Source organism: Paenibacillus sp. 1001270B_150601_E10 (genome assembly GCF_015558675.1).
Lineage (GTDB): Bacteria > Bacillota > Bacilli > Paenibacillales > Paenibacillaceae > Paenibacillus_B.
On sequence record NZ_JADMOL010000001.1, the window covers coordinates 830,281 to 843,764 of the forward strand.

The 13,484-nt window shown below is 44.7% G+C and carries 12 protein-coding genes, 1 tRNA gene and 2 pseudogenes; 8 read left to right on the forward strand and 7 right to left on the reverse strand.

Translation table 11 applies throughout. The features are described 5' to 3' along the window. Positions 1-266: 266 nt before the first annotated feature. The 3 genes from I2H74_RS03820 to I2H74_RS03830 all read left to right on the forward strand — a co-directional run bounded on the left by I2H74_RS03820 (position 267) and on the right by I2H74_RS03830 (position 3,430). The gene (locus I2H74_RS03820) at positions 267-2,069 is read left to right on the forward strand and encodes a glycoside hydrolase family 3 protein (RefSeq protein WP_195571772.1); all 1,803 of its coding nucleotides are present in this window, start codon (positions 267-269) and stop codon (positions 2,067-2,069) included. A 265-nt stretch (positions 2,070-2,334) separates the two neighbouring features. Then, on the forward strand, positions 2,335-2,781 hold the full coding sequence (locus I2H74_RS03825; RefSeq protein WP_195571774.1) for a VOC family protein: 447 nt from the start codon (positions 2,335-2,337) through the stop codon (positions 2,779-2,781). A gap of 64 nt (positions 2,782-2,845) precedes the next feature. Then, entirely contained in the window at positions 2,846-3,430 is a 585-nt protein-coding gene (locus tag I2H74_RS03830; RefSeq protein ID WP_195571776.1) for a TetR/AcrR family transcriptional regulator, read from the forward strand. Between the two features lie 232 nt (positions 3,431-3,662). Here the strand turns inward: I2H74_RS03830 and I2H74_RS03835 are convergent, their stop codons facing one another. Together I2H74_RS03835 and I2H74_RS03840 are read right to left on the reverse strand one after the other, a co-directional pair. Then, entirely contained in the window at positions 3,663-4,151 is a 489-nt protein-coding gene (locus I2H74_RS03835) for a cation:proton antiporter regulatory subunit (protein WP_195571778.1), read from the reverse strand. A gap of 25 nt (positions 4,152-4,176) precedes the next feature. Beyond that, positions 4,177-5,391 (reverse strand): cation:proton antiporter, encoded by a 1,215-nt coding sequence (locus I2H74_RS03840; protein WP_195571779.1) that lies wholly within the window; start codon positions 5,389-5,391, stop codon positions 4,177-4,179. Positions 5,392-6,056: 665 nt separating this feature from the next. Between I2H74_RS03840 and I2H74_RS03845 the strand changes: the two genes are divergently transcribed. Both I2H74_RS03845 and I2H74_RS03850 read left to right on the forward strand, forming a co-directional pair. Beyond that, positions 6,057-7,166, forward strand: a complete 1,110-nt coding sequence (locus tag I2H74_RS03845; protein WP_229106315.1) for an NAD(P)/FAD-dependent oxidoreductase — start codon at positions 6,057-6,059, stop codon at positions 7,164-7,166. 112 nt (positions 7,167-7,278) lie between these two features. Continuing rightward, positions 7,279-8,133 (forward strand): RNA polymerase sigma-70 factor, encoded by an 855-nt coding sequence (locus I2H74_RS03850; protein WP_195571781.1) that lies wholly within the window; start codon positions 7,279-7,281, stop codon positions 8,131-8,133. Positions 8,134-8,198: 65 nt separating this feature from the next. Here I2H74_RS03850 and I2H74_RS03855 read toward each other — a convergent pair whose 3' ends face one another. After that, the gene (locus I2H74_RS03855; protein WP_195571782.1) at positions 8,199-8,801 is read right to left on the reverse strand and encodes a hypothetical protein; all 603 of its coding nucleotides are present in this window, start codon (positions 8,799-8,801) and stop codon (positions 8,199-8,201) included. Positions 8,802-9,309: 508 nt separating this feature from the next. Here I2H74_RS03855 and I2H74_RS03860 point away from each other — a divergent pair. Next, positions 9,310-9,385 (forward strand) — tRNA-Lys (locus tag I2H74_RS03860). A 598-nt stretch (positions 9,386-9,983) separates the two neighbouring features. Here I2H74_RS03860 and I2H74_RS03865 read toward each other — a convergent pair. After that, a pseudogene (locus I2H74_RS03865) lies at positions 9,984-10,172 on the reverse strand (ABC transporter substrate-binding protein); the annotation flags it as partial. A gap of 270 nt (positions 10,173-10,442) precedes the next feature. Then, entirely contained in the window at positions 10,443-10,946 is a 504-nt protein-coding gene (locus tag I2H74_RS03870; RefSeq protein WP_195571784.1) for a DinB family protein, read from the reverse strand. A gap of 103 nt (positions 10,947-11,049) precedes the next feature. On the opposite strand from I2H74_RS03870, the gene I2H74_RS03875 reads away from it, so the two are divergent. Both I2H74_RS03875 and I2H74_RS03880 read left to right on the forward strand, forming a co-directional pair. Beyond that, a complete protein-coding gene (locus tag I2H74_RS03875; RefSeq protein ID WP_195571786.1) occupies positions 11,050-12,039 on the forward strand; it encodes a helix-turn-helix transcriptional regulator in 990 nt (329 codons plus the stop codon). Positions 12,040-12,092: 53 nt separating this feature from the next. After that, positions 12,093-12,722 carry a type 1 glutamine amidotransferase family protein gene (locus I2H74_RS03880; RefSeq protein ID WP_195572127.1) on the forward strand — a complete coding sequence of 210 codons (630 nt, stop codon included), beginning with the start codon at positions 12,093-12,095 and terminating at the stop codon, positions 12,720-12,722. 166 nt (positions 12,723-12,888) lie between these two features. Here I2H74_RS03880 and I2H74_RS03885 read toward each other — a convergent pair whose 3' ends face one another. Together I2H74_RS03885 and I2H74_RS24445 are read right to left on the reverse strand one after the other, a co-directional pair. After that, positions 12,889-13,044, reverse strand: a complete 156-nt coding sequence (locus I2H74_RS03885) for a sulfatase-like hydrolase/transferase (RefSeq protein ID WP_420707408.1) — start codon at positions 13,042-13,044, stop codon at positions 12,889-12,891. 274 nt (positions 13,045-13,318) lie between these two features. Further along, positions 13,319-13,484: pseudogene (locus tag I2H74_RS24445) on the reverse strand (MFS transporter); the annotation flags it as partial.

Here is a 13,484-nt window from a genome sequence, read left to right on the forward strand (position 1 = left end):
GACTGTACACCGTATCTTGTCGTTTAGCTTTATCCAGCATCTCAAATGCAAAGTCAATGACATCAACATGCCCAACTCGCAGATGTGTACTTATTGTAGCAGCAAGTCAGTGGAAATGTATCTGAAATCATTGCTTACAGACCTTGTTGGTGACTCTACTTAGATGATAGACTCTTCACACAACATGAAACCTATTGAAAAGATCACTAGCGCATTAGCTTCAGTAACGGTATAGCAAGATTATTCCTGAGAGGAGCTCATGATTGATGAACAAGAAGAGGATCATCTTTATTGCTTCCATCATTGTGATCGCAGCTGCTGTCATATATCCTTCTATTGTCTATATCACATCCAAATCATCGAATGATTCATCTCCCCCAACAGATAACCAAGTACAAGCAGAAGCATGGAACAAAGGCACTTTAGAGGAACAGGCTAAGCAACTCACAGCACTTATGACAGACAAGGAAAAGATCGGACAGCTCGTGATGTATACGCCTACTGATCAAGCAGATGCATTCTCCAGCTCCATGATCAAGGAATTCTACGTTGGAAGTGCTCTATTAAATCGGCATCTGCAGACAGCTGCAGAGATGGCCGCGTTCACCAATCAACTCCAGCAATGGGCGGGAGAATCTAGACTTGGGATTCCCCTTTTTATATCAGGAGATTTAGAGTATGGCGCAGCACAAAGAGTCCCAGGTGAAGCAACTATTTTGCCTAGACAGATGGCCATTGGGGCTACTCACAACGTGGAGCATGCGGAACAAGCTGCGCGAATTACTGCGATTGAAGCTAAGGCCATGGGCTTTCAATGGAGTTTCTCGCCAGTCTCTGATGTGAACTCCAATCTAGAGAATCCCGTCATCGGCGTTCGTTCCTTTGGTCAGAACACCAAGCTTGTCAGCGACATGGCTGTCGCGCAAGTAAAAGGCTACCAGGCAGAAGGCGTGCTTTCGAGCGCCAAGCATTTTCCCGGGCACGGGGATACCGGCTTTGATACTCATTCCACTCTAGCTAAAGTATCCTATAACGAAGAGGTGCTGCGTAAAGTCCATCTCCCACCCTTTCAAGCGGTCATCGATCAAGGCATTGAATCCATTATGACCTCTCATATCATTATTGAAGCCATAGATCCTGAGCTTCCCGCTACCTTATCAAAAAAAGTACTGACTGGCCTGCTAAGAGAACAGATGGGCTTCAAGGGCATCATTGTGACTGACGCCATGGTTATGGAAGCGATCTCTGCCAATTGGGGGGCTGGCGAAGCAGCAGTTATGGCTATTAATGCTGGTGCTGATATCGTCATGGCAAATGGTTCTGTTGAGGATCAATACGAAACGCTGAATACCCTATATGAAGCCCTACAGGATGGCAAAATTGAAAGAGCTCGTGTGGATAACTCTGTTGAACGAATCCTTTATTACAAGTTGAAAATGAACTTGTTCGAACAGCAATCCGTCGATGCAAATCAAGCAGCTGCTCTAGTGGGCAGCAAAGAACATTGGGAGCAGTCCAACCAAATAGCAAGGGATTCCATTACCCTCATCAAGAATGAAGGAATCCTCCCGCTTGATCCAAAAACCAATGATCACATACTCGTCGTTAGTGTCGCATATGCCGATTGGATTGCGGAAAGTGTCCGACAGATGGTGAGCGGTCAGGTCACCGCTTATCAGGCCGCCCCTGCTCGAGGAGAGAAGCTGGATGCAGCGCCAGAGGCTATTGCTGAGGCGGTTGCACTTGCAAAGAAGGCGGATCGCATTCTCGTATTTACACAATCCGATCGTCAATTGCCCCAAGGGCAGATTGACCTTGTCAATCAATTGCTGGCTACGGAGAAGCCCGTTGTGACGGTATCCCTAGGCAATCCTGGCGACATCCTGAGCTATCCTAACGCAAAGGCGCATCTATCCACCTATGCGCTGGACAACTGGTACTGGCTCACGCCCATTCCTGTTTCGTGGGATGCAGCTGTTCAGGTTATTTTTGGCGCATCTCCAAAAGGGAAATTACCTGTTATACTGAATGAAACATACAAGGAAGGATATGGATTGCGTTATCCCTAAGGATTATCGAACCCTATCCGTATAAGAATAAGCCACCTCAATAAGCTGCTTCAATAGCTAGCTTCTTCGTTGAGGTGGCTTTTCTTATTGACCTGCTTTATTACCAAACACTGGATACAAGAACGCGTAATGGCGGATAAATTACTGCAAATAAATTACTTCTATATTTGAAATGCTGATATGTAAATCAATTCAAACCCCATTTACATACATTCTGTATGTATGTTAAGCTCCTCGCAGACAATGATAAGGGAGGATTTTCCACATGAAATCAAACTCATTTTATCCCGTTATTCAAACGGAACAAGTAGCAAGCACGGCTGCGTTTTACACAGAACATTTTGGCTTTGAGGTTGTTTTTCAATCCGATTGGTACGTGAGTTTGAAAGCTCTTCAAGGCAGCGCTCCCTTTGAGCTCGCCATTTTGAACTTCAATCACGAGACGATCCCTGCACCTTTCCGCAAGAGTGCCAAAGGCTTCATTCTTAACTTTGAAGTTGACGACGTGAACGCAGCGTATGAACGGCTGATTGAACGTTCCAAGCTGCCTCTTCATCTGGAGCTGCGCGATGAGGAATTTGGGCAGAGACATTTCATGACGAGTGATCCGAACGGCGTGTTGATCGATGTTATCTCAATCATCCCCCCATCAGAAGCCTTTAGCCACCAATATCAAGAGGAAGTCTGGAAAGCTACTGACCCAAGCGTGTAATAAGCAGCTGGATGTCATTGCGATTCACATACAAAGCTGCAACAAGAATAGGAGCTATGAATCGATGAGAAGAGATAAAGAAGCTGCAAATCGAACGATACAGCAGCTTTTACATATTGCTAGAAGTCATTTTACGGAATATGGATTTGTCGGAACCGCTTTAGAGGCAATTGTTCAAGAAGCCGATCTGACTCGAGGCGCATTGTACCACCATTTCAGCAACAAGAAAGAGATGTTCCAAGTCGTGTTCGAAGCAATCCACCAGGAGGTTGCGGAACGAATAGAAACAGAGTCGGCCCAATGCCGCGATGAGTGGGAGCAGTTGAAGCTTGGGTGCCTTGCCTTCCTCACTGCTGCAGTGGAGCCGCAGAACAAACGCATTATGCTGATCGATGGCCCGTCTGTACTGGGCTGGGAGGCTTGGCGCTTAACGGATGAGACGCACTCGATGCGTTTGCTCCGAGAGCAGCTTCTCCTCATGGAGCAGAATGGTTCCTTAAAGCAGCTTCCTCTCGATGCAATGGTACATTTGATTTCCGGCGGACTTAACGAATTGGCTCTTTGGCTCGCCCTGCAGCCGAATCATGAGCAATCCATGAAGGATTGCGAACAAGTCATTGCAACATACCTTGAAGCCATAAAGAAGTGAATTCAATCCTATCCTGACGATAGTCAAAGCATGAATGATCATGAATGCACACCGCATGAATGAAGATCCATGCTTGTACGCTGCTTACAACATTAAAAAGGTATCGAAGAAGATTCCCGCTCCTCGATACCTTATATTATCTCAGCAATATTTAGAGCAAAGCACAATATCAACACTGTGTTGGCTCGATACCAATCTTTTTCCACTGCATCTCGCGCTCTTGCAGATATCTCTACCCGTTCACCAAGAGCTCTTTCAATGCTTTGATTTGCTTGCGCTCCCCTGCGATCACGAGAGTCATATCCGCCATCAGCTTCTCATTCGGCGAAGGATTAATCTTCTGACTAAGCTTCTCGACGATCGCCAGAATCGTTGCTCCTGTACGCTGACGCACCTGAAGCTCTGCAATCGATTGGTTGATGCATTTGTAATGCGACTCCACTTTGCACCATTCAATCACAAGCTCTTCTAGTGACACCTCCACCGTTTCAAGCGCCTTCGGCTTGTAGGTCATCCCTCCGACTATGGCTGCAAGCTGCCTCGCCTCTTCATCATCAAGACTGACACCCGAAATAATCTCATCGGGATCCTCAGAATCAAAATGATACAGCTCTCTTCGCCCGTCATTATGAATAATAATGGCCAACTTCTCGCCTGTATTGGTCTCGATCTGGAACTTGCGTCCAACGCCCGGCAGATCGGATTCTCTAATCATCGTCATGGTTAACATCCTCCATATCGAAAAATCATTTATTTCTAGCTAACTCCTTAGATTCGCTCCATCTAAAGATCTTATTGAGTACACGATAAATAGGCTTGGATTCTTTCGCGAGCAGCGGACCTGCAATCGCTAATATCAGCACATATAAGGCAGAAAACGGCTTAAGCACAGGCATCAATCCAGCAGCCAAGCCCAGATTCGCTACAATAATCGTAAATTCTCCCCGAGCCATAACGGTGAGTCCGATATTCAAGGAAGCCTTATGGGAAAGCCCAGCCTTACGGCCTGCTATCATACCCGAGATCACATTTCCAATGACCGTTAACAGGACAGCTGCGATCGCCATCCATGCAGCATCTCCAAGCGTGAGTGGATCAATGCTCAAGCCAAAGCTGAAGAAGAAGACAGCCCCGAAGAAATCCCGGAATGGGACAACGAGCTGCTCAATTCTCTTGCTATGCTTCGTTTCGGATAGAGCAAGACCAAATAATAACGCTCCAATTGCTTCTGCGACGTGCAGATTTTCGGAGAATCCAGAAACAAAGAATAAAAGAGAAAATACAACAATGATAAAGATTTCGTTCGATGTGATGTTCAATAGCTTATTCAGGATTGGTGTTCCTTTTCTAGCGATTACAAGGAATAAGAGCATATACCCTAGCGAGATCCCTACTGAAAGTAGAATGCTTCCAACAGAAGTAGCGTCCCCAAACAGTAGTCCTGACATGACTGACAAGAACAGCGCGAGGAAGAGATCATCGAACAGGATCATGCCAAGTATCAGCTCGGTCTCTGAGTTCCCCGTTCGCTTAAGATCAACCAATACCTTGGCTACAATAGCCGTTGAAGACACAGACAGCATTCCTGCAATGATTAAGGTCTCGAATAAGGGAAGTCCTGACACGAATCCAAATAGAAGTCCTAATGAAAAGTTTAATAATACGTAAACCGTTCCGCCGAACACAATGTTCTTTCCAGATTTGACTAGCTTTGAGACCGAGAATTCCAACCCAATGTAGAAGAGGAGGAACAAGACCCCGATCCGGCCCAGAAAGGCAATGATCTCTTGACTTTCAATAAACTTCAAATCAATAATGCCAATAGTCGGCGCATGAGGCCCGACGGCCATTCCGAGAATAATGAGAAATGGTATGATCGAAAATTTCAGCTTGCCCGCGATTACGGATGCAATCGCCACCAACATCAGTGCCGTTCCAATCTCAAAGATGATATGTTCCATACAACGTGTACCCCTCCCTATGTTATAAACAGAGGCATCAGAGGACTTGGATATGAACAATAGACAACGTTTATGCTGCTGCAGGTAACACAAAACCAATAGCCTTTATCATCCGGAGTAACCTCAGCTACTATTGATATCACCCTGTTTAGCTGCCTCTGTATAGATGCGCCTCCTTTGATCCCGCTTGACATTCTTCATATTTACCCCTTAAAAAATTGCATTTTCCAATTGAAATTGTTAGGATTCAGTATCAATAAAACGGCTGGCAATACATTCTGCAATCCTACCGACCACATTTAGTAAAGCGCTTTCATTAATATTGCTATCCCTACCTGTTAGCAGACAGGCCTTTTCCTGAAAAATGACTTAGATACCTGGCGCCCGATCTTTTCTGTACTATGGCTCATAATAAGTAGCATCTCCGTTTCCTTTGACACACCCTCCCGTCACTTGATTCACATGCATGTTTTTCTTCATTGAAACCAACCCTCCATATAATGAAATAGCCCCAATTAAGGGGCTTATTACCATCATAGCACACCCCTTACTAAAGTCCAGCTACATTAAATGGCTTTCTTTTGAAAATGCTACCTTCTTCCTGTCACAAATCTTCCCCTTCACTCGTTCTATGTTCAGACCGAAACGAAGGATGTGACCATGAGATGGAACAAGTAACCTGCATTGTACTCGGTGGCGGTTTTGCAGGCATTCATGCGATGAAAGCTATTCATCAAGCCTTTCATGAACAGAAAGATCGAATGGAGCTCAACTTGATCCTTATGGATAAGCTTGAAGCCCATGTTCGCAAGGTATTGCTGTTCCAGCCTGCAGCAAGTGGCGAACCCATTACCGTTCCGTGGAAGCAGCTTCTTCCTGAGGGAGTACGCTTTGTACAAGGCGCAGCCACGCACATCGATCATGAGCGAAAGCAGCTTCATTATCAGGATCAGAATGGAAATGAAAAGAAGCTACCATTTGATAAGCTGGTTGTGGCAGTAGGCAGCATGGCAGAGAAGCATGCTTCTGATCAAGGGGGCTTTTCATTAATAGATACGGACTCAGCTCGGGATATTCGAATAAAATGGATGGCTAACCTGGAGCAAGCCGCAAAGACATCGAACTCATTAGAAAAAAGACGGCTTATGTGCGCCGCCGTGGCTGGAGCTGGCATAACGGGTGTAGAAACAGCTGCGGAGCTCGCTCATGCCATGAAGGCTGAGTCGTTACGAATAGGGCTTGATCCCCATGATGTTCAGGTGCATTTATTCAATGCGAAAGCTCGTTTATTTCAAGAGGGTCCCGTCAAAGTCTCTCATAAGATAGAACGCACCCTTGCTGCGTGTGGGGTGACTGTTCATCATCAATGTAAGGCGCTGTATGAAAAGGACGGACTATTGAACGTATCCTCTAGAAAAAGTCTACCGGTTGGACTGACGATATGGACGTTAGGACTGAAGCCTAATCCGATCCTTCTCCAACTCTCCCTTCCGCTTACAAAGGACGAACAGGTGAAGGTGGATGCCAGTTACCGAGTAAATGGAAGGCCAAATATCTACAGCATAGGTGACTGCGCACATATTGTTGATCCTATAACGGGTATAGCAGATGGAATGACTTGCAAAGAGGCAATCCCACAGGCTCAGCGTCTAGGCTCCGTTCTTTATGCCGATATGACCGGAGGAACGGCACCACAGCATAAAAATGTCATTACCTCGTTTACGATTGGACTAGGTCCAGACCGTGGAAATGTGGACACGCAAATGGGGGCTTGATATGATCGTTACGGGTAAGCTCGCCTATAGAATCAAAGTTTACCTTTGGAATTATGCAAGCCTGCTTCGTGGTTGAATCCCTGCGTTCATCTAGAAGGTTGGAGGTTGTACGATGATTGACTGGTATAAACAGTACAAGGGGCTTTTATTTCGACTTGCCTATCAATTAACGGGATCAGTCGCGGATGCAGAGGACGCCGTACAGGATGTATTTGTCAAGCTGCATCATGTGGATACCAATCGGATCACGGAACCGAAAGCATATCTATGTAAAATGGTAACGAATCGCTGTATGGATCACCTGAAGTCAGCGAAGCATCGCCGTGAGCAGTATGTTGGACCGTGGCTGCCCGAGCCCCTGTCACTATTAGCTCAAGACGATTATGAGGGGATCATTCAACAAGACCTGCTCTCCTATGCCATGCTTGTCTTGCTGGAGAGGCTAACGCCATCTGAGCGAATCGTCTTCGTGCTTCGTGAGGCCTTGTGCTTTGATTATCCCGTGATCGCACAGCTTACGAACAAGAGCGAAACGAATTGCCGGAAGCTGATGAGCCGTGCTAAAGCGAAGATGGGGGTTTCAGAAGAAGACCTTCACCATCGTGAGCTGCAGGATGAAGAATGGATGCAGCAATTTATTCTATCCCTAACAAAGGGTCAGGTAGACAACGTTGTCTCGTTGCTGGCTGAGGATGTTGTACTTATCTCTGACGGAGGCGGAAAAGTATCTGCTGCCTTACGGCCAATTCGCACCAGAGACTTTGTGTCCCGCTTCCTGTTTGGCATTATACGCAAATACAATGCCAATAACGCTTCACTTGAGGTTACAACCCACAATGGGGAATGCTGCATCGTGTTTCGAGAGCATGATCAGATAGCGAGTGTATACTTTTTGCATGTCAGCAATGGGAAGATTCAAAATATTTATATTATGCGCAACCCTGACAAACTTGCCCATCTAACATGAATCAGAGCCGAACATTTTCCGGGAAATATCCATGATAAAAAGGTAGGGTTAATCCCTACCTTATGTTAATCCTCGAGATAAATTCTTTTAAGTTCAGAGAACATGGATAGCTTTCTTCCTGAATTTACTCCTGAAAAATCATCAGGATCCGTTCCATCGAGATTGAATTTACCTGATTGCATATTTATGATGCTGTATTGACCGGATGTGTTTTTGCTCAAAAATATGATGTATTGACTGCCTTTTTTCATTGCTGTGTAACCTGCAAGTGCATATCTTTCCTTACCTTTTAACGTTTGTTTGACACCGATAGGTTCAATCACTTTAAGATCAACAGCATCCTCTTCTGGCCCTTTTAACACCTTCTCAACATGAATCCCTGTACGTGTGACAATATACTCCATTATGCTTGTAGGACGCCCATCCATAAGGATCTCACGCTCTTTCAAAAGTACCTCGCGATCTTCAAAGTCTCTAATCGGACTTCCAATGACAACGAATTCTGCACCTCCAAATAATCCTTGTGCCGTAGTATATTCTTTATATTCCGATATGGAAAAGACATCACGAACAGAATGATAAATAGCAAAATAATAGTAGCCTCCCGCTGTCGCAAGAATTAAAGCAAGTGCGATTGAAATAATAGTGCTCTTCTTTTTTAAAAGCATCGGTCAATCCTCCTATATTTTACTTTGGAATTTCACTGAATGAGGTCCTAATCAGAAGACGTTAGGACTGTTGTGGTCTAGCACTTGTTTCCTTCTTAAGAGTTCCGCTATTGAGAACGTAGTTGCACAAAGCTATTTGCGTGGAGATTAAAAGGCTGTAATTTTCAGCGTGCAGATCATACAGTGGTCTTAAATTGGTTAATTCGAGTCGTTATTAAGGATTGTCTTCTCTATTTTCAATTATTTTCAGCATATTCCTGCTTATCGGCAAACATGTTCGTCCTGAGACATACTCTATAAATAACGAAAAGAAAGTAAGCGTTATTGAAAGAAAAAGAGAATATATACTTTATTTTGCTTACATTTTTCAAATATCCTATCGATTTAGACGGTATTTGCACGTTTACACAAGCTTATAATCGGACTATAATAATCCCATAAGCGATGCACGATACCTTACATTGAAGGTTAGGCATGAGAGCGAACGTTCTCACTCGAAGCTGAATATGGGTTCTTAGCTCAGTTGGTAGAGCAGTTGACTCTTAATCATCAGGTCGAGGGTTCGAACCCCTCAGAACCCACCATATTTAACAACCAAGACGGCAGAGATGCCGTTTTTTTGTTGTCTTTTATATTCCCTCCTATCCCGATGCATTGGGATGACTGCATTGGTTCGGCTAATTGCTGTATTTTTTCATCGTCTGATTTCCAATCTTGAAAAGTCTTTGAATGGAGTTCTTCAAGTTTGCTGCCATCTGGAGACCAATACCCACCGTCCAGCTGTTACCCTTAATCTAGCTAAACGAAAAGATATGCTTCTTTGTAAACGATTATTCTGACCCTTACATCTTACTGATACGATTAAAAACACCCTCCTTCAAAACAATGTTGCATACTCTTTAATAACTTACGAGCGATTTATCCCATTCTTAATGTCCGCATCCCTTTTACAATAAAAAAGAATCATTCAAAACAAACCGCGGTAGGTCGCCTCAAGCAAGCTGATTGACCCAGCTTTTTCGAAGCGTACTACCGCGAATTTGCATTCCATATCCAATGGATGATTTACCAGCCGGACACCTTTCCCGCTCCTGATCGAGAGGTGCCATCCGCCATCTCCTCCATCGTTATTCCGATGGCTCCCCAGTTCCATTCGAGCGATGCCTCGAATAGAACCGTCCGTTCCTGTGTAAAGCTCTCCGGATCAATCAGTCCCTGCTTATACAGCTTATGAAAATAGGCCGTTGCTTCCTTGAATTCAGGCTCATCGGCCTTGCCGTTCTTGTTTGGATCCTTCGTCTTGAACGCAAGCAGCGCCTCTTCGAACTCATCAACTGTAGTCGGCACTGCCATGCCAAGCTCATCGAGCCATTTTTATTGATGAACAGCACATCGTTAAGCGCAAGGTATTCCTCTTTCTCTATTTTTTAAAACACAAAAAATACCGTTGTGCATAAACACACCTAAGTGTCTTCTGCCTTCAACGGTATTTTAGCCAATTTTAGGATTGTTATATTTTCAATTGGCACCTGATTGCCGATATATGTCTTGTTTTCACAATGCGTAAGCATTTGTACATCACTGGTTGTATGTAACGGTAAGCTTTAACTCACTTCAACTTGATAATCGGTTATGATAAGATTACATTTTCGGGGCTTCCATGCCAAAGTTAGCCCATTCTTCTTTGGATGGGCCATAAATGCCTGGAACGCTTAATCCAGCTTGCCGCATAAGAACCGTCAGCTGTCCCCGATGGTGGCTTTGATGCAGAATCAAAAACAGCAAAAGAGACCCATTCGGTATTTTCCGACCTAAAAAATCGATTTCCTCAGCTAAGGTACTGTCACTCCATTGCGTTTTAACAGCTTTGACGAAGGCATCACTGGCTTGCTGATAGCTGTTCGCGATAAACGATGCCGAATCAGGAACAGGCCAATCTTCGACTGGCGCTTCAAACGTCAAATTTGTATTCGATGCAATAATGCGAATAGCGGCTACGCTATGCCACGCAATACGTCCTAAAGTCCAGTTCTGCGAAGTGATTTCCTGCTTAAGCGACTCATCTGTTAAATGGTTCAGTATACGTTGTGTAGCATCAGCTTCGTAATCCCAAGATGCTAAAAAATGATCTACGGTTTGGAACATACAAAAACCTCCTGAGCGTTTTTTATAATCATTTCGCCAATCGCATGGATCATCCTTCCATATATTTTAAAAAATATGTAACGAACACATGAGAGGAACGCTTATGTCTAAAATGGATAATATGATGGCCATTCTATGGATGCTGCATTCAGGCAGAAGAGTGACCGCAAAGCAAATCTCTGAAAAGCTGGAAATGAATATAAGGACGGTGTACCGTTATATCGACGCGCTTTCTGCCAGCGGTGTACCGATTATAGCTGATGCAGGTCATCACGGTGGATATTCCCTGTTGAATCATTTTATTGAGAGCCCACTTCTCTTTGATGTTGATGAGAAAACGGCTTTGCTTCAAGCTGCTGATTTTGCAAGAAAAGCGGGGTATTTTTCCGAGGAAGCACTAAATCGCGCAGTGTCAAAGCTAACCTTGCACTCCAATCAAGAGCAGGAAAAGAGGATAACGGAACATTTAGAAGGGCTAGAAGTACTGAGTCCAATTGGACAATCTCCTACGGAGCCATTATTGAAGGAATTGGAGCAAGGCATCCTTAACGGCACATCTGTAGAAATGATGTACCATACAAGACGCGAAGAGCAGCCGAAGCGCAGAATTGTTGACCCATACGGAATTATATATTGGAAGCATAACTGGTATGTTATTGCATTTTGTCAGCAAAGGCATGATATCCGCAGTTTTAGAGCAGATCGAATCAGCCGTATTCTTCATACAGAGATGACCTTTAAGCGTCCAGAGCCATTTTCAGCAGGTCAGTTTTTTATGAACAGCCTGCTGCCGGAGGTACAGGACAAAGAAGCGCTAATCCCTTTCGTTCTCGGAGGCAAGACAAGTGCATTGGATAACTTGTGCCAGCATTGGTTTTTAGGACATCATGTGAAAGAACGGACTTCAAAGACCGTCACTTTTTTAATAGAGGAAGCAGCGTTGCTTACCTATGTACCCTATTTGTTGCTGCCTTACGGCAAATCGGTTCAAGTCATTGAACCGCAAAGTCTGAAGCAAAAAATGATTGAAGTCCTCTATGAGCTCATTCAATATTATCAAGTTGAAAACTTTACTGACGGAAGATGTCAGTGAAGTTTTTTTATGATGGACATATCGATCAATAAGCGACAAAAGGAGTGTACATGATGCGCACAACAAAAGCTTATCTTTATGTCTTGGATACGATGTCAGATTGGGAGGTCGGTTATTTAATTGCTGAGCTCAACTCGGGGAGGTATTTTAAAAAGGGATTAGCGCCTGTAGAGGTCATAGCAGTAGGCGTTGATACACATCCTGTTACAACAATGGGAGGCTTGACCATCCTTCCACGGCTTTCAATAGATGAGTGTGTGATGGAACATTCGGATGCTCTCATACTTCCAGGCGGAAATACGTGGTTGGAATCCATCCATGAACCTATTTTGCAAAAAGCGTCTCAAGCTTTGAAAGACGGTGCTGTGGTTGCAGCCATTTGTGGTGCAACAATGGGACTGGCAAAGGCGGGATTGTTAGACTCAAGAAGGCATGCGAGCAACAATCTGGATTATTTAAAAATGACTTGCCCTAATTATGCGGGAGAAAAACATTATGTAATGGAAGCAGCCGTAACGGATGGGAATTTGGTTACCGCATCCGGAGTTGCTCCGCTGGAATTTGCACGGCACGTATTAAAAGTGCTTGACGTATGTACATCAGAAGCCTTGCATGCATGGTTCAATTTGCACAAGACTCATGAACCCGAATACTTCTTCGAGCTAATGAATGCGATTAACTAGGGAAGATGAACCATACCTCAATTTATACAGATAAAGAAGATGCAACTTGTTTTTCGCGAGCCCCAACTTGTTGCCCGGATTGTTTAGGATAAAAGGAACAAGGGCGCTCCCCTCGTAAGGCAGTACCTTCCGGTAGAGATGGTGATCGCCGAGCATATCGCCATGGTCAGAGCCTTGCCGGCACACAAGAGGGCGTAATCGAATAAGCCCGCTCGAAGCGTATGCCGGTTCGAGAGAGCTCATCCAGATTCGGCGTATCCACAATCGGGTGTCCCTCAATGCTCATGCAATCATATCGCATCTGATCCACGTTGATCAGCAATAGGTCTTGCTATTGTACTAGACATCTGCAAAGCCACCTCGATCTCAAGTAAGAGTAACCTGTCCTACTCAATACATACTTCGAGGTTAGTATATCTATGCGAGCATCCATACCACAGAAGCTTTATCACCTATGAAAAAGCGTGATGACCTATCGCCAAGAGCGGAAAGCCGCGGCGCTAGGTTCATCACCAACCACGTTCCATGAGGGACAATGCAATAAGGTGAAAGCATGCTGACGATGAACCCCATTCTATAGGGCAAATCAGCCCCACTTATGCTTCTGCAGCATGCCGCTTCGATGATCGAGCCTGAACCATGCGCCAGCCGGTTAACAGCGCTGCTACAAGGCAGATGCAAGCGGATGTCATAAAGACAACATGCATGCCGGATAGGAAGATATCGGGACGTCCCGGAATCAGCCCCGTAACTCGATGCCCT

What these genes read in the sequence shown, in the direction of transcription:
- I2H74_RS03870 (WP_195571784.1), bottom strand. Translation starts at nt 10,946, where the DNA reads ATGTTCCAAACCGTAGATCATTTTTTAGCATCTTGGGATTACGAAGCT.
- I2H74_RS03830 (WP_195571776.1), top strand. Translation starts at nt 2,846, where the DNA reads ATGAGAAGAGATAAAGAAGCTGCAAATCGAACGATACAGCAGCTTTTA.
- I2H74_RS03840 (WP_195571779.1), bottom strand. Translation starts at nt 5,391, where the DNA reads ATGGAACATATCATCTTTGAGATTGGAACGGCACTGATGTTGGTGGCG.
- I2H74_RS03825 (WP_195571774.1), top strand. Translation starts at nt 2,335, where the DNA reads ATGAAATCAAACTCATTTTATCCCGTTATTCAAACGGAACAAGTAGCA.
- I2H74_RS03850 (WP_195571781.1), top strand. Translation starts at nt 7,279, where the DNA reads ATGATTGACTGGTATAAACAGTACAAGGGGCTTTTATTTCGACTTGCC.
- I2H74_RS03820 (WP_195571772.1), top strand. Translation starts at nt 267, where the DNA reads ATGAACAAGAAGAGGATCATCTTTATTGCTTCCATCATTGTGATCGCA.
- I2H74_RS03845 (WP_229106315.1), top strand. Translation starts at nt 6,057, where the DNA reads ATGGAACAAGTAACCTGCATTGTACTCGGTGGCGGTTTTGCAGGCATT.
- I2H74_RS03835 (WP_195571778.1), bottom strand. Translation starts at nt 4,151, where the DNA reads ATGACGATGATTAGAGAATCCGATCTGCCGGGCGTTGGACGCAAGTTC.
- I2H74_RS03875 (WP_195571786.1), top strand. Translation starts at nt 11,050, where the DNA reads ATGTCTAAAATGGATAATATGATGGCCATTCTATGGATGCTGCATTCA.
- I2H74_RS03855 (WP_195571782.1), bottom strand. Translation starts at nt 8,801, where the DNA reads ATGCTTTTAAAAAAGAAGAGCACTATTATTTCAATCGCACTTGCTTTA.
- I2H74_RS03880 (WP_195572127.1), top strand. Translation starts at nt 12,093, where the DNA reads ATGCGCACAACAAAAGCTTATCTTTATGTCTTGGATACGATGTCAGAT.